The sequence below is a fragment of the Rhizobium sp. KNZ2-6A genome (genome assembly GCF_056755475.1).
The window spans coordinates 1-23,243 of record NZ_JBNDIC010000020.1; the positions used below are offsets into that span (position 1 = coordinate 1).

The 23,243-nt window shown below is 57.5% G+C and carries 18 protein-coding genes and 1 pseudogene; 6 read left to right on the forward strand and 13 right to left on the reverse strand.

The annotated features are described in order from the left end of the window. Positions 1-386: 386 nt before the first annotated feature. A complete protein-coding gene (locus ACPYOP_RS15505) occupies positions 387-584 on the forward strand; it encodes an HU family DNA-binding protein (RefSeq protein ID WP_481411251.1) in 198 nt (65 codons plus the stop codon). 296 nt (positions 585-880) lie between these two features. Here the strand turns inward: ACPYOP_RS15505 and ACPYOP_RS15510 are convergent, their stop codons facing one another. The 4 genes and pseudogenes from ACPYOP_RS15510 to ACPYOP_RS15525 all read right to left on the reverse strand — a co-directional run bounded on the left by ACPYOP_RS15510 (position 881) and on the right by ACPYOP_RS15525 (position 5,395). Next, the gene (locus tag ACPYOP_RS15510) at positions 881-1,801 is read right to left on the reverse strand and encodes an alpha/beta hydrolase (protein WP_481411252.1); all 921 of its coding nucleotides are present in this window, start codon (positions 1,799-1,801) and stop codon (positions 881-883) included. 200 nt (positions 1,802-2,001) lie between these two features. Beyond that, positions 2,002-2,919, reverse strand: a complete 918-nt coding sequence (locus ACPYOP_RS15515) for an RNA polymerase sigma factor (RefSeq protein ID WP_481411253.1) — start codon at positions 2,917-2,919, stop codon at positions 2,002-2,004. Positions 2,920-3,164: 245 nt separating this feature from the next. Then, positions 3,165-3,875: pseudogene (locus tag ACPYOP_RS15520) on the reverse strand (DMT family transporter); the annotation flags it as partial. 47 nt (positions 3,876-3,922) lie between these two features. Next, positions 3,923-5,395: a hypothetical protein gene (locus ACPYOP_RS15525; RefSeq protein ID WP_481411254.1), complete on the reverse strand. Its 1,473-nt coding sequence runs from the start codon at positions 5,393-5,395 to the stop codon at positions 3,923-3,925. Between the two features lie 720 nt (positions 5,396-6,115). Here ACPYOP_RS15525 and ACPYOP_RS15530 point away from each other — a divergent pair. Both ACPYOP_RS15530 and ACPYOP_RS15535 read left to right on the forward strand, forming a co-directional pair. Beyond that, positions 6,116-6,493 (forward strand): helix-turn-helix domain-containing protein, encoded by a 378-nt coding sequence (locus ACPYOP_RS15530; RefSeq protein ID WP_481411255.1) that lies wholly within the window; start codon positions 6,116-6,118, stop codon positions 6,491-6,493. Next, entirely contained in the window at positions 6,493-7,725 is a 1,233-nt protein-coding gene (locus ACPYOP_RS15535; protein ID WP_481411256.1) for a type II toxin-antitoxin system HipA family toxin, read from the forward strand. The genes ACPYOP_RS15530 and ACPYOP_RS15535 overlap by 1 nt, the downstream gene beginning before the upstream one ends. A gap of 961 nt (positions 7,726-8,686) precedes the next feature. Here ACPYOP_RS15535 and ACPYOP_RS15540 read toward each other — a convergent pair. Continuing rightward, positions 8,687-9,643, reverse strand: a complete 957-nt coding sequence (locus ACPYOP_RS15540; protein ID WP_481411257.1) for a diguanylate cyclase domain-containing protein — start codon at positions 9,641-9,643, stop codon at positions 8,687-8,689. 215 nt (positions 9,644-9,858) lie between these two features. Next, a complete protein-coding gene (locus ACPYOP_RS15545) occupies positions 9,859-10,773 on the reverse strand; it encodes a DMT family transporter (RefSeq protein WP_481411258.1) in 915 nt (304 codons plus the stop codon). 522 nt (positions 10,774-11,295) lie between these two features. Here ACPYOP_RS15545 and ACPYOP_RS15550 point away from each other — a divergent pair. Continuing rightward, a complete protein-coding gene (locus tag ACPYOP_RS15550; protein WP_481411348.1) occupies positions 11,296-13,254 on the forward strand; it encodes a putative bifunctional diguanylate cyclase/phosphodiesterase in 1,959 nt (652 codons plus the stop codon). A gap of 39 nt (positions 13,255-13,293) precedes the next feature. Here ACPYOP_RS15550 and ACPYOP_RS15555 read toward each other — a convergent pair whose 3' ends face one another. The 5 genes from ACPYOP_RS15555 to ACPYOP_RS15575 form a co-directional block, all read right to left on the reverse strand. Then, complete coding sequence (locus ACPYOP_RS15555; protein ID WP_481411259.1) at positions 13,294-14,466, reverse strand: lactonase family protein; 1,173 nt, start codon at positions 14,464-14,466, stop codon at positions 13,294-13,296. 63 nt (positions 14,467-14,529) lie between these two features. After that, positions 14,530-15,432, reverse strand: a complete 903-nt coding sequence (gene kdgD / locus ACPYOP_RS15560) for a 5-dehydro-4-deoxyglucarate dehydratase (protein WP_481411260.1) — start codon at positions 15,430-15,432, stop codon at positions 14,530-14,532. 38 nt (positions 15,433-15,470) lie between these two features. Continuing rightward, complete coding sequence (locus tag ACPYOP_RS15565; RefSeq protein WP_481411261.1) at positions 15,471-16,445, reverse strand: mannonate dehydratase; 975 nt, start codon at positions 16,443-16,445, stop codon at positions 15,471-15,473. A gap of 68 nt (positions 16,446-16,513) precedes the next feature. Continuing rightward, positions 16,514-17,230: a FadR/GntR family transcriptional regulator gene (locus ACPYOP_RS15570; RefSeq protein ID WP_481411262.1), complete on the reverse strand. Its 717-nt coding sequence runs from the start codon at positions 17,228-17,230 to the stop codon at positions 16,514-16,516. A 388-nt stretch (positions 17,231-17,618) separates the two neighbouring features. Continuing rightward, a complete protein-coding gene (locus tag ACPYOP_RS15575) occupies positions 17,619-18,308 on the reverse strand; it encodes a gamma-glutamyl-gamma-aminobutyrate hydrolase family protein (protein ID WP_481411263.1) in 690 nt (229 codons plus the stop codon). A gap of 230 nt (positions 18,309-18,538) precedes the next feature. On the opposite strand from ACPYOP_RS15575, the gene ACPYOP_RS15580 reads away from it, so the two are divergent. Continuing rightward, positions 18,539-19,204 carry a GSCFA domain-containing protein gene (locus ACPYOP_RS15580; RefSeq protein WP_481411264.1) on the forward strand — a complete coding sequence of 222 codons (666 nt, stop codon included), beginning with the start codon at positions 18,539-18,541 and terminating at the stop codon, positions 19,202-19,204. A 215-nt stretch (positions 19,205-19,419) separates the two neighbouring features. On the opposite strand, the gene ACPYOP_RS15585 is transcribed toward ACPYOP_RS15580, so the two are convergent. Together ACPYOP_RS15585 and ACPYOP_RS15590 are read right to left on the reverse strand one after the other, a co-directional pair. Then, complete coding sequence (locus ACPYOP_RS15585; RefSeq protein ID WP_481411265.1) at positions 19,420-19,698, reverse strand: helix-turn-helix transcriptional regulator; 279 nt, start codon at positions 19,696-19,698, stop codon at positions 19,420-19,422. A 17-nt stretch (positions 19,699-19,715) separates the two neighbouring features. Continuing rightward, a complete protein-coding gene (locus ACPYOP_RS15590; protein WP_481411266.1) occupies positions 19,716-21,038 on the reverse strand; it encodes a type II toxin-antitoxin system HipA family toxin in 1,323 nt (440 codons plus the stop codon). 723 nt (positions 21,039-21,761) lie between these two features. Between ACPYOP_RS15590 and ACPYOP_RS15595 the strand changes: the two genes are divergently transcribed. Beyond that, positions 21,762-23,240, forward strand: coding sequence for a sugar ABC transporter ATP-binding protein (locus ACPYOP_RS15595; RefSeq protein ID WP_481411267.1), 1,479 nt, complete (start codon positions 21,762-21,764; stop codon positions 23,238-23,240). Positions 23,241-23,243: the final 3 nt, after the last annotated feature.

The window sequence follows — 23,243 nt, forward strand, 5'->3', positions numbered from 1 at the left end:
AGATGTGTATAAGAGACAGTTCCAATCCGGGGCGGTTCTCGATCCTCTATAAGAGCGCATACGGCTTGAGCCCCTCATCCGATCTTCGCAATGCCCGTAAACATGAGGATGCAAGCTGAACAGCCAATCGCACTTTTCAGCATCGATCGGCTTAATATTTCCCGATGGGGTATTCTGAACGACTGCCGGAAGCCGGAAATAGAGCCTCATTGGAAGCGTTCCGCCCGGCGGGCCTAAAGGGGCAATAGGTCGGCCCAATAGCCAAGAGCTCAAAAATTGGTCTCCGGCAAACACAGTAGGGTTCACAAGCGTAGACGCTGTCGTTCCTTGCAAAACGGCGCCTTGGGGGAATATTCCCGCGTTTACAGAAAGATCACGGTGAAACCTTGAATAAATCGGAACTTATCTCTTTGATTGCTATGCGCAATCCTCATCTTTATCGCACCGACGTGGAGCGATTGGTCGAAACCGTTCTCGAAGATATTGCCGATATTGCATTCTCCGGCGATTTCCTCTGGCAGCAGGCAGCTAAAAGTAGTTCACGGAAAACGCTCGTATTACCGGACGGAGCGCAAGCCGCCTGAGTATTCTCTTTCCGTTCACGCCAACCGTTGTTCAGCGGGAAATCAACGCCATGCCCTCTTGCCGCCACATTGTTTGTAACGGCATTTTAGAGATGCGACAGTCGTCGCCTCTCGGCGGCGCCCTCGTCATCTTGTCGAACGCAAGATTCCGATCAACGAGATCGGCTCGGACGACATCGTTCGACCATCTATCGTGAGATCAGGTTCGCTGGATACAATTGTCGGCGACAATGAGGGGAGATTGTACCTCTAAGGCGAGAGCTACGACACTCTGCTCGGATCCAATCTCCGGTTCTTTAGGCTAAGGCTAGGCCGAGCTTCGACCTGCCCCATTTCGCCAGTTGCTCGATGGCCTCGTCGGCTTCCGATGCACGGCCGGCCATCATCTGGAAGCTGTGGAGCATTTCCGGGTAGATATCCAACCGGACTTCGACCCCGGCTGCCTTTGCGCGCTTCACGAACATCCGGCTGTCGTCGAGCAATGCCTCGTCGGCCCCGGCCTGCAGATAGACCGGCGGCAAACCTCTCAGATCGGCATAAAGCGCGCTGGCCAGGGGATTCTTATGATCAGCGCCCTCGCCGAGGATGTTGGCAGCAAGCCAATCGACCCCCTCCTTGGCAAAAGCGATGTCCTTGGCACGGTTGATTTCGTAAGTTGCGCCAGTCTGCGCGAGATCGAACCATCCCGACACAATCATGACTGCCGCAGGAAGTGGCATTCCTTCAGAGCGAGCGCGCTGTAAGGTCCCGTAGGTGAGAATTGCTCCGGCCGAGTCTCCCGCAAAGGCAATGTGTTTGGGATCGACGCCCTGTTTCAACAGCCAGCGATAGGCGCTGACGGCCGTTTCGAGCTGGTGAGGATATTTCTTTTGATGCGCGTAGGCGTATTGGAACATCAAAGCGCGGCAGCCGATCGCCTTTGCCAGATGCCCGACCATCTTGCGATGGGTATAGATCGAGCCTCCGACGAAACCACCGCCATGGGCATAGAAGATTACACGATCCTCGCTGGCACGCTTCGGCACGATCCACAAAGCCAGAACGCCGTCAGCATCGGCTTCGATATAGTCGACCCCTCGCGGCTCCGCCGTGAGCGATGTCCAATGGATATCTGCCCATTCGATATTATCTTCCGGACTCTTTATCTCGCCCCTGGACATAGCGAAAGCGAGTGTTTCGTAGTGATCCTTGTTGGCGTTGCTTGCATTGCTTGCCATAATATCATCTCCGTTTGAGATTTACTCATATATCGAAAAATCGCTCGTGATTTTGCCGGAACTTGCAACGGGATCACGACATGATTTTCGACATCTCCAAGACGAGTGGGGTCTGCAAAAAGATACGTCGCCCGACGCCAAGCGGGCGTGGACGTTGGCCCGTTTCGACGGATTCGTCGGCGCGTTCAGCCGTGCTCGACTTAGTGCAGCGTCGCCGAAGTGTCAGACTCGATCGTCAAGGAATCGGCGGCCGCAAATATCCACGGACATTGGGAATAGTGACGTATGGAGTGAATCCCGCGCCGGTCCGATTCCAGACGCACGATGACCGTCGGGACCATGTGCGGCGCTAACCCGCCCAGCAACACCAATACGCGTTCGCCGTCGAGAAGTGCGGTGACAAGCCTGCGCGGATATGGCAACAGCTCGAAGCGTGTGAAGTAGCCCGGCAACGCTGGGCCTGCAAAAAGATTGGTAACCAAAAGCCGCGCGTCATCGCGAATGAGTTGGCGTATACCCTCCCAGTCCTGGCGGTTGAAGCGCTCGACATAAAGAGCGTGCAGGTCAAGCAATTCCCTGTCCGCGGCGCCTGCCGACGATGGCTGGTCTGGCAGCGCAGCAAGCTTCGACCGGCCCCGGTGCAAAGCGACCTTGACCCCACCGACGGTACTGGCGACGAGCTCCGCGATTTCCTCGAGGCTATAGTCGAAGACGTCCTTGAGAAGCACGCAAGCCCGCTCCTTAGGCGGCAGGTTGATGACCAGCCGCTCCAAGGCCCGGTTGATGCCGCGACCGTGGACGTCGGCGGGAGACATTATGTCGGGCCCGGCCGCCGCAGCTTCCTTGGTCTTGCGCACCGCGCGCTTGCGTATGAAATCGATGCAGCGGTTGTGCGCGATGCGAAACAGCCACGGCCCGACATTCTGTCCGTCCTGCAGATGATTGAGCTTGCGATAGGCCTCCAAGAGGACATCCTGCATGATGTCCTCGCCATCGAGCACGGATCCGCTCATGCGGCTGCAATAGCGATGCAGCTTGCCACGATGTCCCGCGACCGTCTCGATGAAGGCTTGATAACGGTCATCGAACTTGCCGACGCGATAAAGATCCTCTGTCATATTTGCTCATACTCCCAACGACGGCGCATGAGGGCGTCGATGCCACCAAGGACGTTCGCCGAGCTCGGAAGGATACGTAATCCGACCAACATAGCCGCATCAAGTTCGGGATCGCGATGAAAGGTATGGAAGATACAGGGCCGCCATGCCCTTGCCATCAGACTGCATGTTGCCATCTAAGAAGGCAGTTACCCACTGACTGGCGAATAAATGGGAACTCGCAGGCTCTGGCTGAAGCAGCCGCCTCAGTGCCCATCCGGGGCGACGTCGTCCTTCGGGATCGTGTCGACCAAATTCTTTCGATGGAAGATGAAAAGCCCGGCAAGCACGATGACGACAGAGCCGATGAGGATCTGAGCATCCGGAATATCGCCGAAGAAAACAAAGCCCAGTATGATCGCCCAAAGGAGAAGACTGTACTGCAGCGGGGCCAGCAGCGATGCCGGAGCAAGTTTCAGTGATCGCGTGATCATCAAATGCGCGCCGCCGGCAACGACACCGAGCGCCAGCATGGCGCCAAGATCGAGTGCCGATGCCGCGCGCCAATTGCCGATGCTGAGCACCGATCCGGCCGCAAGGGCGCCCACCGTTTGCCAGGCGACGAGCGTGGCATCGCTCGTCTGGCGCAGCCGCCGGCCGAGCACAAGCGTCATCGCGAATGCGAGACTGCCGCCAAGGCCGAAGAGCGATGGCCAGGAAAACATCGCCGCCGAAGGTCTAAGCGCGATCAATACGCCGACGAAGCCGGCAAAAACGGCCAGCCAGCGCCGCCAACCGATCTTCTCGTCCAGGAAGAAATGTGAAATGGCCGCGACATAGATGGGACCGGCCATATAGAACGTCATGACATCGGCAAGCGGCAGATAGGCAACGGCGGCGTAGAAGAGAGCGACATCGAGTGTCGTCATCACCACCCGCAAAAACTGAAGCGGCGGCCGCTCAAGGCGAAAGAGCGCATCGCTGCGGAGTTCTATCTGAAGGCGCATGGTGCTCCGATCGCCTTTTAGCCTAATTCGATGCGTTCCGTACTCCCGCGATTGCGGAGTTGCTCGAGATAAATGACGGCAATACGTCCATCAAAAGTGCCGACAGCCAAAGAGGATTCAACTAGATCCATAGAGTAGATGACCGTTGGAAAACCTTCGATCGTCACTCGTCCAGCCATCACGACTACCCCGTCGGCTGCATTTAGCAGCGAGAGCGTGCCATCCAGATAGGCCACAACGATCAGCTCTTCTTTTGGAGCATGCACCATGGCACTTGCGACCGCCGTGGTGGCGAGTCGCCATGCTTCTTGCACCTTCTTGTCGTCGCTCAACCGACTAAGGACAAAACCGCGGCGCGCAAACCTGCTCTGCTCGATCGGCCTACGGAAAATAAACCCTCGATTGCCCTTGCTAGGGTTCGGATCATAATGCAGACCAGAAACAATTGCGCTTGGTCCCAATTCATCATCGATGTAGCAGCCAAGGCATTCCATGGCGTGGCTGGCGTTAGTACCATCGGGGGGCAAGAGGTGCCACAATGTCTCAACAGAGCCATCCGCTCGGACCCGGCAAAGACGTTTCTTCTCATGCTGGGTCTCGGGGGTGCCCTGAAGCATGAAAAGGTCAGGCGCGCCGTCAATCCCGAGGAAATGGTTGAAGCAATCATAGTGACCAAGGTCGAAAAGGCGGACATCGCCGGTCTTGATATCGACCATCACATCCGACTTTCCATCTCTTACCAGACTCCTGTCCAGTCGACCGAGCACCTGTCCGTCCATTGAGGAAACGAAGTTGTAGGCACCTTCAAATGTCGCGATTTCGACCAGGCCATCGTTGGAAATTGCCGATAGTTGCGAGCGTCGTACCTGCCAGCCTTCTCTTGCATATGACGCGACCAGAGGAGGCGATGTGCGAAGGAGGCTCGCGCCATGGGCACCATCCTTCTTGAGGCTGGTCACGCTGCCCGTTGTCAGATCATGGATTTCCACCAGGCAATCGTTATGAACGGCGGCGACCCTGTTATCATCGACCCAAGCGACGTCCCAGATTGGACCGCGTCTTGATATCCTATCAACGCCAAACCACTCCATGATCTGTTGATCGATCAGGTCATGCCGGCCGGAATCATTTCTAGCAAACTCGACAGTATGCCGGACAATTGCCTGCCCTGGGTCTATCTCAATATCAGCGCCACCAGCTTCACTCAGCCCTCCATAGGGAACACTCAGCAGATAAACACGATCGAAGGGATCGTCTCCCGCTCCCCAATCCTCGTCCCAGGGTCTGACTAGGACATTGAGCCGATTCCCGTCCTCCGTGAAGCTGCATTGTTCGACCTCCGGCACTACCTTTGCAGCCGGCCAGAAATGATCAGTCTGCCAGTTCCAGAACAGCAGTTCGCCCTCGAACAGAAAGCCGCCGTCATAACTCCCTGCGGCCACCGCTATGACCGGATCGGAAGGATGAAAACTCACATCGTTGATCGACAAGCGCAACTCATCAAAGACAGCGAATGGCCGCAGTTCACCTCGTCGGTGAAGTGCCAGCCTCTGACGCATCCGTTGTCCCATATAGGCCGCACGCCCGGGAGGATTTGTAAGTAGTGGAAATGTACTTGCGATAGCGAGGATACTGCTGTCAGGGCTTCGGAACACGCCTGTGGTCGCTCCGCTTCCCCGGATAGTTGGTGAACAGATGATCAAAGGGCTCGTCTCCTCGCTGCAGCCGCAGGTTAACTTGTAGTACCTGCTGAGCGTTCACCTGAAAACCCAGAAAGGTTCAAAATGCGGAAGCCTGCCAGTCCGCAATCGGCCCCTTGAACCAAGAATTTGCGCGTTCCTTCAACGGCCAATGGCGGCCTTGGAAGCTGCCGTCTGCTACGGCCCCATTCCCGCTATATATTGGTCAGTGCGCGTGCAGATCGCAGACCCGTTCAGTCGCTGCCTTCTCCGCAGGACGTCTTGGGACCACTGCCCGGTGTTGGAGACGACAAATCTTCAAATGTGCACCTTGAACGGCAGTTCAGTTCCAACTTAGGTAGTCTCTCGAGTGAATCTCAATCGCTTGTAAATCGCTCGTCGTTGCGGCGCATATCGGCAAAACGAGTGAATAATCGGCGGGGCCTCGTTATCCAACGTGCTTGCTGAACCGTTTAATTCGTCATATATGATATCTTGATCGATTAAACCTGCCATATATGGATAACTGTTATGGGATCGCCGAAATCACAGTCCGCCCTCGAAAGGCTTGGCCATGACATCCGCGGCGCTCGTTTGCGGCGCGGCATCGCCGTGGCCGATCTGGCGGTGCGCGCGGGCACGTCGCCGAGCACTGTCGCGCGTCTCGAGAAGGGAGATCCCGGTGTCGGGATCGGGACGCTAGCGGATATCCTGGTCGTGCTTGGTCTTGTCGACCGGCTGGCCGACCTGATCGATATCCGCAAGGACGATTTGGGCCTGGCGTTGACCGCCGAACGCCAGCCGCGTCGCGGACGATCTTTTGCGACTACACTGCGCAGGCAGAAGGCCAAGGGTAAGACGACGCAGGATGGTTCGGATGTCGTCGACCCGGACGGCTCGGCTTTCTGATGCCCGACTTCAACGCCCATGTCGTTCTCGGCGAGAGCCTGACACCCGTTGGTCAGCTGCGTTTCACGCAGGCCGGGCCGCGCCAGTTCTCGACCTTCGCCTATGACCCCGCCTGGATCGAGAACCCCCGCGCCTTTGCTGTGCAACCGACCTTTCCCCTTGAAGCTGGGCCATTTCACACATCCGGCCAGTCCGGAAACGTGCGCGACGCACTGGCTGGTGTCTTCGCCGACGCCGCGCCGGATAGTTGGGGCCGCAGGCTTCTCGAGCGCGCCTATGGCAACGGCCTTTCTGAGTTCGAGTACCTGACCCTGTCTGATGACACTTGCCGGCAGGGCGCGTTGCGATTTCTGGACGATAGGGGAGAAATCATCAGGGGTGGCGCGGCAGACGCCGTACCGCGTCTGGTCGATCTGGAGGCCATCACCTCCATCGCCCGGGCCTATGAGCAGGGCAAGGAAATATCCCCCGAGGACATGCAGGCGCTCGCCGGCGCGGGCGGTTCCGGCGGCGCACGTCCCAAGGCAAATGTCCGGGACGGCGAGACTCTTTGGCTTGCCAAGTTCACGTCGGTCCACGACCAGCAACCAATCGAATGCGTCGAGGTCGCCACGCTCCGCCTCGCCCGGGCCTGCGGGGTCCGCACGCCAGAGGTCAGGCTGGAACTGGCTGATACGTCGTTCCCGGTCGCTCTAGTCCAGCGTTTCGACCGGCGCGGCACCGCACGCATTCCTTACATTTCGGCCCGCACTGCTTTGGGGAAAACCGGAACCGAACTCGGTTCCTATACAGAGATCATCGACTTCATGCGGGCAAACGCCGCCGATCCGCAGGCCGATTTTCGCGAACTCTTTCTGCGCCTGATCTTCACCATCCTCGTATCGAACAAGGATGACCATCTGAAGAATCACGGTTTCCTTTATGTGGGGGCCGGTCGCTGGCGACTGTCTCCGGTTTTCGATGTGAACCCAGCACCTGACCGCAATCCGCATCTCGAAACGGCAATTCTTGAGGGCGGTGCTCATGATCGGTCGATCCGTCTGGCCCTCGACGCCTGCGAGTTCTTCGAGATCGCCGAGACGGATGCGCGTCAGATGATTCGCGAGACGGCGCAACGCATTTCCGTGGAATGGCGAGATGCACTTCGACAAGTGGGCGTCTCCGGCACCCTGGCGCGCGAATATGAAGCCGCCTTCGCAAACGAACAGACCGAGATAGCGCTCGCCTTTTAATTTCCAGATATGCACAATATTGTCCATTAAATGGTCATATATGACGCATTATGGCTCTGGCGTGATAGAGGGCATAATCTGAATTGGTCCTGATTATCACGCATCTCACATGGGCAATAACTCCCTGGTCGCCCGATCTCTCTCAACCGGCGATCCTACGGCGCTCGCCCATTCCAATGGTGAGTAAGCTGTGGCCAACTCCTTTTTGTTATCGATCGACCAAAGTTGAAGATTGATAGGAGGCGAATAGCCATAATCGCCGCTGCCGCTCTCAGCCTCTTTTCCGGATCGGGCTCAACGAAATCGACCTTGGGCGATCTTGCCGAAATATCGAGAAAATGGGGACTGACCAGCGCGTCGGTCTGCCTCAGGCGATGTCGGATGTTATCACCTGCCCCCTCCCTTCCCTTGCAACCCGGTCTGGTCGGGGGCTCGCCTCAGCGCAAGCGGACATGTCGGCATTTCTAACTGGCTGAGGACGTGCCCAAAGTGAAACTTTAACTTTGCATCGAAACGGACATTCCAACCTTGTTGCCACCCAATCTACAATTGTTCAAAGCGCAAGATACACCCTTTGGCGACGTTGGTGTACAGCACTTCCCGGCAGATCAGTTGACGTCTTGAAGCAACTTCGCGACGGGTTTCTGCGATGGTGCAGGAGCTTCATGTCTGGCTGAAATCGATGATGTGAGAACAGCAATGATTGCAACAGCTATATACGTTATCGTCCCTTTAGGCTTTCGGTCAGATACACAATGCCGTGTCGATTCTAGCGTGCGGGAATGTTCAGACATCTTGGTCCTTTGTTCTGGAGAGCGGGAATTTAAGTCATCAGCGCTCCCTAATGAACCACCAGAATCGCGTGCCTCCCTTGCAACAGGCGAATACCGGTCGCGTTTCGACGCAACGATTTTGTCGAAAACAATGCATCAATGATGGCCCCTGGAGAGGGGTGCTTCGGCTATTGAACAGTCGTGCAATGAGCGACGAGACGAGCCTGGCCCTGCGTTTTGGCCCGATACATGGCCTTATCGGCCTCCTCATAGAGCGAGGCCGAGGTCATTCCCGGCACGGCCCACGCGACGCCGACGGATGCACCGAGGACAATTCCGTCGCGAGCGTCCCAATGCATTTCCTGCGCAATACGGCTGGCAGCATGTTCGACATGCCCCACCGCTGCTCCGGTGTAGATCACTGCGAACTCGTCACCCCCGATTCTTGACACCAGATCGGCATGCTCCGCAGCGCCAGTCAGGCGCCGCGCCGCCTCTACCAGGCACGTATCCCCCATCCGGTGGCCCAGGGTGTCGTTGACGCGCTTAAATCCATCGAGATCTATCAACAGAAGCGCTGTGTTGGTGGCCGATCCCGATCCGCAGAGCGCGTCGAGGCGTTCGTGGAACTTGAACCTGTTGGGCAGCCCCGTCAGATGATCGAAGTCCGCTCGGCGGCGGATCTCGTGCAGCATCATGACTTCCGCCGTAACATCCTGTTTCAGGCCAAAGATACGGACGGGAATGTCATTCTCGCATTCGACCGTCGCCGTGATCCTGATCCAGCGTCGATTGCCTTTGCACGTAACGATCTCGGCATCGAGTGAGAAACTGCCGCGCTGTTCGATGGCTGCATTTCGAAGCCGCGCAAGCTCCTTGGCTGCGTCCGGCGAATAGAGCGCGACGATGTCATCCCGAACCAGGGGTGTTCCTGGTTGAAGATCGAACAGCTCGTAGACCATATCCGTCCAGGAGAGCCGTTCTTCCGGAAGGCTGCACTCCCACACTCCGATCCTGGCTGCCTTGGAACAGCGGTCGAAAACCTTTTTGAGATGGTGCACATCGTATGACGGATCGAGGCGATCAATGCCTGGCACCTCGGGGTGGCTCCGCATTCTTCTCATCAGGGACGACAGCAGGCTCAAATTCCCCATTCCGCTCGTTGGCTCTACAGGCTGCCATAGATTTGTTGATGCGCAGTTTATCGTAACGGGGGATGAACACGAATCCTAGTGGGCGGCTGGCCCTCGCCTCCCCTAATCTGCCTGGCCGACCTCTCCAAGTGGCCACAGTGCTGCGCTCAGGCAGACGAGTTGCCGAATGGCTGAAGATGTCATCGAGATGACGAGACGTGTCAGCCTCAATGCCCATCCGGGGCGACGTCGTCCTTCGGGACCGTATCGACCAAATTCTTTCGATGGAAAATGAAAAGCCCGGCAAGCACGATAACGACAGAGCCGATGAGGATCTGAGCATCCGGAATATCGCCAAAGAAAACAAAGCCCAGTATGATCGCCCAAAGGAGAAGACTGTACTGCAGCGGGGCCAGCAGCGATGCCGGAGCAAGTTTCAATGATCGCGTGATCATCAAATGCGCGCCGCCGGCAACGACACCGAGCGCCAGCATGGCGCCAAGATCGAGTGCCGATGCCGCGCGCCAATTGCCGATGCTGAGCACCGATCCGGCCGCAAGGGCGCCCACCGTTTGCCAGGCGACGAGCGTGGCATCGCTCGTCTGGCGCAGCCGCCGGCCAAGCACAAGCGTCATCGCGAATGCGAGACTGCCGCCAAGGCCGAAAAGCGATGGCCAGGAAAACATCGCCGCCGAAGGTTTAAGCGCGATCAATACGCCGACGAAGCCGGCAAAAACGGCCAGCCAGCGCCGCCAACCGATCTTCTCGTCCAGGAAGAAATGCGAAATGGCCGCGACATAGATGGGACCGGCCATATAGAAAGTCATGACATCGGCAAGCGGCAGATAGGCAACGGCGGCGTAGAAGAGAGCGACATCAAGTGTCGTCATCACCACCCGCAAAAACTGCAGCGGCGGCCGCTCAAGGCGAAAGAGCGCATCGCTGCCCTGCCGCGCAATCATGGGTGCCAGGACTATGAACGAGCCGAGCGAGCGGATAACCAGAATCTGCCCGACGGAGAAGCTCGCAACCAGCCACTTGCCCATGGCATCGTTCAGCGAAAACATGAAATCGCCGACGAGCATCAAAAGCATGCCGGCAAGCACGAGATTGCCATTCGCCGCAGCTTTGCGAACGTCCATGTCTTTGTCCTTGCGAATCCTGTATTTCTCCTGGTCGGGCTTTAGCGGTTTTCATCCCTGCTCCGCAAGGCGATCACCAGGCCTCGCGCGGAATATGATCGGCATCCAGCGCAACCACCCGAACGAAATTCTAATTGCGCCACAAAGTGTCAGGCTGTCGAAGGTGCTGGTGGGCACTGTGGCTTTCTCCCGCCATGCAATGCGACGCCTGCCAAATCCGCTCAGGTTCCTCCGGATAAAACCCCGATAAACCGGTATTTTTAGCCAGATCATGATCCAATATGCCTTTACGCCTTCGTATATGACGGCCAAAATGCTCCATCCGTTTTCATGGTTATATAACTGCTTGCCTCTATTGTCCGTTCACCACGTGAGAGAACATTGATGACACAGCGGCCGGGTAGCTCGTCGAAGTCAGCCAATACAGATGCGAACGATGATGACCGGCATGTCCGTGAGCTGCTCGAATTGCTCCGGGCTCAGCATCTCTCGCTTACCGAGCGTTATGAATGGCTCGAAGCGATGATCAACTACGTGCCGGACTATATTTACGCCAAGGACAGAAACGGCCGTTTCCTCTTTGCCAACCAGGCTATCGTTCTCAACAACGGCTTTACTCACGTCACTGAACTGATCGGCCTCACGGACGCCGAAATTCACCCGATGGCCGACGCGTATAAGATCGAGGAAGTCGAGCGCCAGGTCATGGAAAGCGGCGAAGCCGATCTCGGCGTGGAAGAGCGGCGCCTCAAGGGCGAAGGCTGGCTGATGATGTCGCGCGTGCCGTTGCGGGATAGAGATGGCAACATCATCGGTGTCGTCGGAGCCTCCCGCGATATCTCCGCTCGCAAGCGAGCCGAAGAATTGATGAGCGCGCAGACGAAACTCCTGCAGGATGTGGCACGAGGCGTCGATCTTGACGAGCTTCTGAAGGATGCCCGATCCCTCCTTGAACGGTTGCTCGATGGCCGGCAGATCGAGTTTATTCTCGACAGCGAGCAACCCGAATCCTTGGCCGGCGACATTCTGGAATTTCCGATCTTCTCGCGGGATGGCGGCAGACACGGCGCGCTGGTGACGATGAAGACCGAGGGGGACGAAGCTGGGCTGATGGAATTCCTCGCCGGCATAGCGCAAACGGTTGGGATCGCTATCGATCGCCATCGCGACATCGCCCATATTGCCTATCTGGCCGAACACGATGCCCTCACCGGCCTGCCCAATCGCATGCTGCTCGACCGCAAGCTCAGCGCCCTATTGCAAAAAGCCTCGCGAAAGCAAAAACCGCTGGCCGTTGCCTTCGTCGACTTGGATAATTTCAAGCTGGTGAACGACACACTCGGGCATGCCGCCGGAGACGAATTGCTGATGGCTGTTGCACAGCGCATATCGACCCATGTCGGCCGCCGCGGCATTGTTGCGAGGATCGGCGGCGATGAATTCATCATCGTTCTGGAGGAGTCCTCCGATTCCATATACGAGAGGCTCACCACTGTTCTCGAGGCCATATCCAAGCCGCTGATTATCGACGGCGTCGAAATCCGCGTCGGCTGCAGCATCGGTGTCGCTTGCGCCATGGAGCACGGCGAAACCGCCTCGGACCTATTCGCAAGTGCCGATATGGCGCTCTATCGTGCCAAGGAAGCGGGGCGAAACTCTATTCGATTGTTCACGCCGTCCATGGCGGAGGACGCCCGCAACAAGCTGAGCCGGATCGAAGAGCTGCGGCGCGCGGTGGAACGGGATGAATTCGTGCTGCATTACCAGCCGCAAAAGGAGGTCCGCAGCGGCAGGGTGATCGGCGTCGAAGCCCTGGTGCGGTGGCAGCATCCTTCCGAAGGCTTGCTGCTTCCCGGGGACTTTATTCCGCTGGCCGAAGAAACGGGGCTCATCGTCCCGCTCGGTGAAATCGTTTTGCGCAAAGCCTGTCAGCAGGCCAGGGCATGGCTGGATCGCGGCCTGCCAGCGCTGCGTATGAGCGTGAACGTATCGGCCCGGCAATTTCTGGAGAGCTCGCTGGCTGCCCAAGTTGCGTCGGCGCTGCAGACGGCGGGTCTCGATCCGCAATGGCTCGAGCTCGAGCTGACGGAGAGCTTGATCATGCGCGACGTCGAGGGAGCGATAGAGCGCATGCTTGAACTGAAGAGGCTGGGCGTCAGTCTCGCAATCGACGATTTCGGTACCGGATATTCAAGCCTGAGCACCCTCAGGCGCTTTCCGCTTTCCCGATTGAAGATCGATAGATCCTTCATTGCCGATATTCCGGACAAGCCCGGCGATATGGCAATTACCTCCGCCATCGTGTCGCTTGGCCGAACGCTCGAACTGGAAGTCGTGGCCGAAGGCGTGGAGACCGAAGAACAGGCCCGCTTCCTCGAAGGCGCGGGATGCGAGCTGCTTCAGGGCTATTTGTTTGCCCGGCCCCTTCCCTCTTCCGAGGTGGAAAGCCTGCTTGCGGGGATGGCTGCCAAGGCGGAATAACGGATCCGGCGCTTGGCGTTTGCAGCATAGGGCTGCACTTCAAGGCAATGTCACGATCTCGATCCAGTTGGCGCCGGCATCGACCGGATATCGATCGACTGGTGTGAGCGCCCCGCTTGCCTGATCGATGGCATAGACCGAAAGCTTGTCGGATTTCTCACCGGAAGCAACAAGGAAGCGGCCCGATGGATTGATGCGAATGCCGCGCGGCTGCTGCTCGGTCGGATAATTCGTGACGTAGGTCAGCTTTCCATCGCCTGCGGCGACATGAAACAGCGCGATCTTGCTGGTGGTCCGTTCGGTCGTATAGAGGAATTTGCCGTTCGGCGTGATGCCGAGATCAGCAGCCCATACCTTCGGCTTGCCGTCATCGACCGGAGCCGCAATCGGTGCGGTTGCGTTGAACGCTGCCTGAGCCGGCGGGGCAATGCCTGGAAAAAGTCCGGCATCATCGGGAACGGACTTCACGCTTTCGATTTCGCTCAGCGTGCCTTTGGCGGCATCGAGGGCGTAGTGGATGACGTGGCCCGTCAATTCCGTCAGAACGTAGACGGATTTGTTGTCCGGCGAGACGATGATGTGGCGCGGGCCAAAGCCCGGCCTGGTCGCGAGTTTCGGCGGATCGTTCGCCTCCAGCATGCCGGTCTCCGGATTGAGCACGAATTGCAGCACCGCGTCGGAACCAAGATTGGTCGCGAAGACATATCTGCCGGTCCGGTCGCTTACGATCGAGTGCGCGTTGCGGCCGGTGAGGATCATCTGCCGGGCACCATCGGTCACAAGCCCATCCCTGCCGATCGGCAGCACCGCGACCTTGTTGCCGCTATAAGACGCGGTGAACAGCAAACGGCCCGATGGATCGGTGGAGACATAAGGCATGCTGTCAGGCAAGGCGGCGACGGCTTCCTGGATGAGTTTGCCCGTTGCAGGATCGATCGCCAGCGTCAGCACGCGATAGGGCTGCGAACGGATAACAGCATAGAGGTGCTTCTTGTCGGCGCTGACGGCCATAGGCATGACCATTTTGCCCGCATCGAAGGTCGAAACCTGCTGGAGCGCGCCGGTTTTCGCGTCCATGCTGTAAGTGTCGATCGCTCCGGCCGTCGCCGCCGAAACATAAACGAACGTCCTTGCCGAAGCGCCGCCGGCACCTGAGAACATCGCCGTCGTTGCCAGCACCGATGCGGCAAGTCCAAAGGATATTTGTGTCACGCGTCTCCTCCCTCCAATATGGGTCGTCGTTGTCGCAAACGATCGCTCAAGTCCTGGCTAACGTCACCCTGCCGAGGCGATAATCTTCTCCAGCACACCCATTTCCTCCGGCGTCAGATCCGTCAAAGGCGGCCTGACCGGGCCGGGATCCTTGCCGACGATGCGCAGGCCCGCTTTGATGATGGAGACCGCATACCCCTTCTTGCGATTGCGCAGGGTTACCAGCGGGAAGAAGAAGCTCCGGAGAATCGTGTCGACCGTTGCCTGGTCTCCGGCGCGCAGCGCGGCATAGAAGCGCTGCGCCAGAGCCGGAATGAAATTGAAGACCGCGGAAGAATAGGTTGTGACGCCTGCCGCGAAATAGGCTTGGGCGTAGACCTCATGCGTCGGCATGCCGCCGACATAAACAAGACGATCCTTGAGGGTCGTGGTGATCTCGATCACCTTGTCGACGTCGCCGACCCCATCCTTGTAGCCGATGAGGTTGGGGCATTCGTCGGCAAGCCGAGCCAAGCTCTCCGCGCTGAGCACCGCATTGTCGCGATTGTAGACGATCACGCCAATGCCGACGGACTGGCAGACCGCCTTTACATGAGCGATCAGGCCCGCCTGCTCGGAAAACATGAGATATGGTGGCAGAAGCAGCAGACCGTCGGCGCCGGCCTTTTCCGCGGCCCTGGCGATTTCGATTGCAAGCGACGTTCCGTAACCCGCGCCAGAGATGATCGGCGTCTTGCCGGCCGACATTTTAGCGGCGCGCACGACCTGCGGGATTTCGGAGGGGTTGAGGGAAAAGAACTCACCCGTCCCACCGGCGGCGAAAAGTGCGGCGGCGTCGAAGCCCGCCAACCATTCGATGTGGCTGCGGTACTTCGCCTCGTCGAACCTCAGATTCTGATCAAAATGCGTGACCGGGAACGATAGGAGACCGCTGCCAACAGCCTTTTTCAGTTCAATCGGGTTCATCGTGGAATCCTGTCTTTATTCAATTGGGTCAACAAGGTTCAGGCCTGATCGAGCGCTTGAACGAGCGCGGCGATGTAACCATAACAGAAGGCGAAGGCGACGCCGGTCGGATCACGGCCGCTGATCGTCGGGACATGATCCGGCATCAGCATGTAGCGATATCCGACTTCCTTATAGATCCGGGCGGAGCGGACCATGTCCATGTCGCCCTCGTCCGGAAAGGTCTCCATGAAGGACAGTTTGCCGCCGCGGATATTGCGGAAATGGACGTTAAAGATTTTATCGCGCGTACCGAACCATCGGATGATGTCATCGATCTCCTCGCGCGGATTGTCGAGCATCTCGCCGATCGATCCCTGGCAAAAATTCAGCCCGTGATAGGGGCTTTCACGCATGAGGACGAATTTCTTCAGCCCCTCGACAGAGCCGAGCACACGCGTGACGCCGCGATAGCCCGGCGGCGTGTAGGGATCATGCGGGTGGCAGGCGAGACGAACGCGATTGCTTTCCGCCACGGGGATTACCCGCTCGAGGAAATAGTCGATGCGCTCCCAGTTTTCGTCTTCCGACAGAACTCCTGCAAGGCCGGGGGCTGCATCGTGGTCCGCCCTGTCCCAGCGGAAGCTCGCATTCATAGAGCCCCCTCGCCCCGGCTCTTCCGGAGTGCGCGGAATGCCGATGAGGTTCAAATTGTATTTTGCAGCGGGAATGCCGGCTGCCGCCACATTCTCGATCAGCTTGCAGACCGCATCTATCTGGCGATCGCGATCGGGCCCGGCGAGAAGGATATCGGGATAGGACGCCTTTTCGATCGGCTGCGACGGCAACGGAAGCTGGATCATGTCGAGAATCAACCCGAAGCTCTCCACCCTGTCGCGAAGACGTTCGAGATCGGACAGCGTCCAGCTCTCCGGCTTCCCCGGCGGATCGGCGCAGATGTGCTTCACCCCCAATTGTGCAAAGACCCGATAGTCATCGTCGTCCCGCGCGTCGACCTGCGTTCCCAGATACACCCGCAATGTCTCCCATTTGATCTCATTATGTCATATGACATAATATGAATTTTGTGAGGAGTCGAGCCCTATTGCTGTTGCTGCTCGGCAAGGAAGCGATAGCGTCGTTGGCTGGCCATCATATGCGCTCGCATCGCCTGGCGCGCGCGCTCGGGATCCTGATCCGCAATGGCCGCCAGGATTTCGACATGTTCGGCATGAACCTTTTCCAAGTAAGCGCGATCATTGGCTTCGGGCAACGTCGGGAACTGGCCTCTCGGGATCGTGCGGGCACCGAAATGCCTGAGAACATCGACATAGAATCGATTGTTCGTGGCCGCAGCTACAGCCATATGGAATTCATAATCCGCCTCGACCGTCGGCAGCCCCTGATCGATCAGCATCGCCATTTTCCGATTGGCCGCAGCAATTGCCGCCTCCTGCCCGGCAGTTCTTCGATAAGCGGCAATGGCAGCAGCCTCCCCCTCCGCTGCCATGCGAAACTCCAGCAATTCAAGGGTTTCCGGAATGTTTTTAATCTCAATCGGCGTCAGCGCCAGTCCGCCGCGTGCCGCCTGCTCCGCAACGAAGACGCCCTTGCCCTGAATTGGCTTGACCAGCCCGGCGGCACGCAGATCGGCAATCGCTTCACGCACGACGGTGCGGCTGACACCGAATGTCGCCTCCAGCTGCGGTTCCGTCGGCAGTTGATCCCCCACCTGCAATTTGCCCGTTTCGATCTGCGCCCGCAGTTGATCGATCACCTGCTGCGCCAGCCTTTGCCGACCTCGGCTCATCGTCGTCATTCTTTGATTCCCCCAATCTGGTTGCCGCCAATCGATCCGCGCAGATCTTGGCAGCCCGCCGATCTTCAATATTCATAATACGACATACGGACGACATAATACGTATTTATAGTAATCCAAGGAGGAGTCATAATGAAGCACTTTTCGAGATCCGCATTCGCCGGCATTGCGATGAGCGCATTGACACTCGCCGCTCCACAACTCTACGCGGCCACTCCGAAGGATCAGTTGGTGATCGGACATATAGGCCAGCGTGACCCACGACGCTCACACGCGCGAGCTGTTTGAAGCGAGTTTCCTTTGACGATCGCTTTGCGAGTTACGGCCGATCCCGATCCGTCGTCAGGCATTGGCTATGTGGCCTGATCGGCGAACGGCGTACTGGACCTTAGGATGCCGCCTCTACGAGACCACGAAATACTGCGTTACCGGGATGCTCCAGTTCGGCAAATAGCTCTTGGTGCCATTGAATGCCTATCGCAAAAGAGGTCGAGACGACCTCGACAGCTTCAACGATTCCATCTTCTGCGTGGGCGCTGGCCATAACGGTTGGTGACAATTGTACGATTGCTTCACGATGGAATGTGTTCACTTCGATGCGAGATGCACCGATCATCTTCGCCAGCCGCGTTCCCGGGAGAATTTCGATGGTATGAAGATGGTCTCGCTTGTCATGTTCATTCGAAGCGGGAAACGACTCGCGCAAATCGGAAGTGAGACGGCATCCGTTCAAGCATGCGAGCATCTGCATTCCGGCGCATATGCCGAGGATAGGTTTATTACTTTCCAGATAGCCCTCTACGATTGCCTTCTCCACGTCGAAGCGTTCGGACGGTGGGGCTTTGGAGACCTGCCCAGCGATGTACCAGTCGTCGGGATAGGCGAACCGGCCGCCCACGGCCACCAGGCCGTCGAACTCATTCAGAGCGATGTTTATGACTTCGGGCAGATATGGGATGCCGAGAGGAAGTCCTCCCGCATCTCTCACCGCCCGAAAATACCCCTTGGCCGCTTCGTAGCGCGTTCCGCCGGTGCTGGTATTCTCATCAAGTATTATGGCTATGCGAGGCCGTCGCATCAGAGATGGCTTTCCGTTTTCGTCGTTTCCACGCGGTTGAGATCATAAGACCATATTCTTCAATTCATGACGAGTTTGATGAGCGATGCCGACGTTGAAACCACCATCCAGCCGGTAAATCTGGAGACGCGGACGCACTTCGCGAAGATCTTGGAAGAGGTCAATGAGCGTGCGCAAAAACCTCTGCCGCAGCACGAACGCAGTCGGCGAATAATGAGGTTCATCGCGCGATGCCTCGTTCGCTCGGCAAACCCCATTTTACCTATCGCCGTTCCGCGGCTCTTGCGGCCGTCCGGTCGGTTTTTGCGGATGCGGACGCGCTGGTCTTCACGCTCGGTCTGACGGAAGCATGGAGGTCGAAGCTCGACGGTTCGGTATTTCCGCTGGCTCCCGGCGTGGTCGCCGGATCGTTCGATCCGACGCGGCATGAGTTCATCAATTTCAAGGTCGCGGATGTCGAGGCAGATCTTTCTATCTTTCTGAAGAAGCTCAAGCGGAAAAACCCCCAGATCCAAGTCCTTCTGACCGTTTCGCCGGTGCCGCTGATCGCCACCTATGAGAAGAGAAACGTTCTCGTTTCGACGACATACAGCAAGTCAGTCTTGCGGGTGGCCGCCGAGCAAATCGTCTCGGACTTCGCGTGGGTCGATTATTTCCCCTCCTACGAAATCATTGCAGGGAGCTATGCCGGAGGCCTGTATTACGAAGACGACTATCGCGAGGTGAACCCGCTCGGCGTGGCGCATGCCATGCGGTGTTTCGTCGAGAATTATGCTGCCGATCCGATGGATCGAATTCGACGCGAGAACGAAGAAGCCTCTCTGATCCAGGCTCCGGAACCCTCGCGTCGCGATATCATCTGCGACGAAGAGGCGATCGATTCGATACGGGGATAGCAGCCACCGGTCTTCGTTGTAAGGTAGTTGGTCCTGGACTTACTTTTAGACGAGGGAATTCATGCTTTTGCGGATTCGATCGGGTATCCTTATTCAGGATTGGGCTGTGAATCTGTTCATGCTAAACTTGATTCGTTGGGCGTATATCCCGGTCGCTTTCGCTGAGGTGCCGGCAATGCCCGTCCTGTCCCAGCGCGGTTATATGGCTGCCTAGTTCACCCGCCTTTAGGTACAAAACCAACCCCGAAACCGAATAACCGTCCGATTTTGTCCAAGGTCTCAAGCGTTGGGTTCGCCGTGCCGGCTTCGATTTCGGCGACCTGCCGCCGCGTCAGCGAAAGCGTTTTGGCGAACTCCTCCTGGGTCATGCCGAAACCTTTTCGGATTTCTGCAACGGCTTCGGGAAGCCTTAGATCACCAGCGCGAGCACGCTCCGTTAGCGTTCGTCTGTTTTCAAAAATCTCTTCTTTCGTGGGTTTCTTCCAGCGAGCCATTTAGCTGTTCTCCGGCATCATAGGCACGCCGCCAGAATGCTGTCTGTTATCTCTGTGCAGCGCCCCATCGCACGTTCCGGAATTTCCGGCGGCGCACCCATATTTTTCGCCATATCCGGTGCATGCCGCAGCTGCTCGGCGAATGCGGAAAGCGCAGCCGCGAGAGCTTGCTGCTGAGCAGGATTTGGCATCAGTTCGACGCAAATCCGGTTCCAATCTGGAAGATGATCGCGACCACCGTTACGCATCATCGCCCACCTGGTGGAGCGAACGATCCCCTCTTTGGCGAGCCGCATTGGTGCGAAATCAAACAGCGGAGACAGTCGGATCGTGCCGTCCTGATGCTTGCTGAGAGCCGAGTTCCGGCCGTGATTGTCGGGATTGCCGAGCGCCAGATTGGCGACATCGCGTTTCAGATATTCGACTATGTCCGCGAATGGATCGGCAGAATATTGGCGCAGAACGTCGATGTAGACCTCATGCGTGCCGACGTGGCCGAACTCGGCAACGCCAATCGCGGACACGAGGCTTTCCTGCCCCAGCCGGACCGTTCCCCCGTTTTGTCTCTTCTCCCGATCGAAACGGGGAATGATGAGGACGCCCTCTGCATAGATCGAAGGCTCGATGACATTTAGCCCGATCTCTTGAGCGATCCGAGAATAGAGGGCTTCGCCTTCGAGTATAAGGCGGTCCACAGGCTCATTGCTGCGTATCAGCTTGACGATAACGTGGCGAACGGCCTCATCATCGGTCACGAAGCCGTCAGGATAATAAAGACCGTCATTGGCCTGGGTCATCGAAACCTTCGGCCATTCGCCTTGCAGGCCGCTTGAGCCGGAGGCGAGCATTCCAAAGCGATCGGCGACTTCCGTGAAGCGATCCGACCGCTCAAGGATTTCCGCTTCTGTCACCCCTTGGCGCTCAACACCACGCAGCCGCTCCGTTTCGGCCTCGGCCGCTTCCTTGATCCGGATATTACCTATGCCGCCCGTCGCTGACCGCAGAAGCAGCGGGAAATCAGAGGCGCGCGAGCCTTCAGCAAGGCCGAGGTGTTCGGCAAGCTTTCGTCTTGCATGTCCCTGGGGCATGAGATCCAAGAGGAACGGCGGCCAGGTACGGCTATATCGATTTTCAAGATCAACGGGATAGCGGACGGACAGAGCGCGATGGTCACGAATCGTCTTTCCGGTCGCAAACTCAGCCGATGCTGCACTGACGAAATAATCAAGATCGTAGTCGACGATCGACGCGCCCTGGAAGCCGGCCCCATCGTCCTTGAGTTCCAGCGAAGCGGCGTCGTGCCACTCATTATCAAAATGAGTTTGGAGTGTCAGTCGCATTAATTGACCCCTTTGAAGGATCAATTAAATGTCTTTACCGAAATAATCAACCCATCGAAGTGGGTTAAATAAGATAGCTTCGTGGTTTGCTCACTCGCGAAGCGGCCATGAAGCTTTTATCGACTAACCACCTTCGTTGGCGCAACGCAATTCCGACTGCAGGCAATATCATCGAAGCTATAGCGGCAAAGCACCGCGCCTTCATATATCCCAAAGCCGTACTTTATTGAGAGTAATGGATGAGTTGGCCGAATGTCGAGCATGGCGTAATTGCCTTGCCGACTTCCGTTTTCCCGATACCGGCTGCGCCAGCGAACAAACGTCACACAAAGACACGAGCCGCCTCCTGCACCATCAGCCTATCGCTAACACTGCCAATCAAGAAAGGAGCGAGGATTCGTGCCTCGACACGTCTACGGATGTAATCGCGACGATAGTCGTCCGCTACCGATACATATCGACTGCGCCAGCCATGCGCACATTACACAAAAAAGACGATCTCAACTTATGAGATATTATAGTTAAAATACAACAAGTTACAAAAAATTTCTAAACTATTGCATCGGTATTGGGAGCCGCACTCTTCAACCCAATTGCCGGCTTTTCGTTAAATGTAGGTCGCATATTGACATTTGTCGAACAGACATCGAATATTGTCAACGAAGCGCGGCGAGGGACGGTGTCGCCGGAACCCGTTTCGGCACCGGGAGTGAGGAGGAGAAGGTGGAATTCCTGCTTGAGGTAGAGGGACTGAAGAAGTCCTTTGGCGGTGTCGCCGCATTGCGCGATGGCCAATTTCAGTTGCGTCCAGGCTCCGTGCACGCCCTGTGCGGCGGCAACGGTGCAGGCAAGTCGACTTTCCTCAAGATTCTAATGGGCATTCACAAGCGCGATGCCGGTCTCATCCGTCGCTGGGGCAAGGACGTGGATTATGCAAGCCCTGCTGAAGCGCTGGCCGCTGGCATTGCCATCATAGAACAGGAACTCAGCCCCATCCCGCATATGACGGTTGCGGAAAACATCTATCTTGGTCGCGAGCCTTCTGTCCGCTTTGGTGGCATCGACTTCAAGACGATGAACGGCAATGCGCAGGCGCTGCTCGATCGGCTGCAATTCAACATCCGTGCCACGCAATTCATGATGAACCTTTCGGTCGCCCAGGTTCAGTTGGTCGAAATCGCCAAGGCACTCAGCCACGATGCCGAGGTGATCTTCATGGACGAACCCACCTCGGCGATCGGTGAGAAGGAAGCACAGCAGCTGTTTGCGACCATCGAGCGGCTGAAGGCCGAAGGCAAAGGCGTCGTCTATGTCTCGCACCGCCTGTCCGAAATCTTCCAGATCGCCGATTCCTACACGGCGTTCCGCGACGGGTCCTATGTCGATAGCGGCGCGCTTGCTGACGTCGACCGGCCCGGCCTCATCCGCATGATCGTCGGCCGCGCGCTTGGCGAGGAATACATCAAGACCAACGTGCCGACGACAACGCCAGGGCTGGAAGTCGCTGGCCTTACCGCAGAAGGCAAGATTAACGACATCTCCTTTATCGCGCACAAGGGCGAGATCTTCGGCATTTACGGACTGATGGGATCGGGTCGTACCGAGATCTTCAACTGCATCTTCGGCGTCGATGCCATCAGCAGCGGCCAGATCAAGCTCGCCGGCGCGCCTATCACCGCGCGCAAGCCGGCAGAAGCAATGCAGCATGGCATCGCCTTCGTCACGGAAGATCGCAAGCTGACGGGGCTTAACCTCATCGACAGCGTGCGCAACAACATCTGCCTTGCAAGCCTGCCGGAAATGAGCCCGCATTTCTCGATGGATCGTCGAGCCGAGGCCAGCGCCAGCCAGGATATGATCAAGCGCTTCGGCATCAAGGCGGCACGCGACAGCATGCCCGTCTCCGGCCTTTCTGGTGGCAACCAGCAAAAGGTCGTTCTCGGCAAATGGTTCCTGCGCAAGCCGAAGGTATTGCTGCTCGACGAGCCGACACGCGGCGTCGATGTCGGCGCCAAGCGGGAAATCTATCGCATCATCTGCGACTTCGCTGCCGAAGGCGGCACTGTGATCATGATCTCATCCGAAATAGACGAGATTCTCGGCATGTCCGACCGTATCCTGGTGATGCGCCAAGGACGCTCTGCCGGGATTCTCAAGAGGGAGGAGGCCGACGCGCAATCGCTCGTGCATCTGTCGACCTGAAGG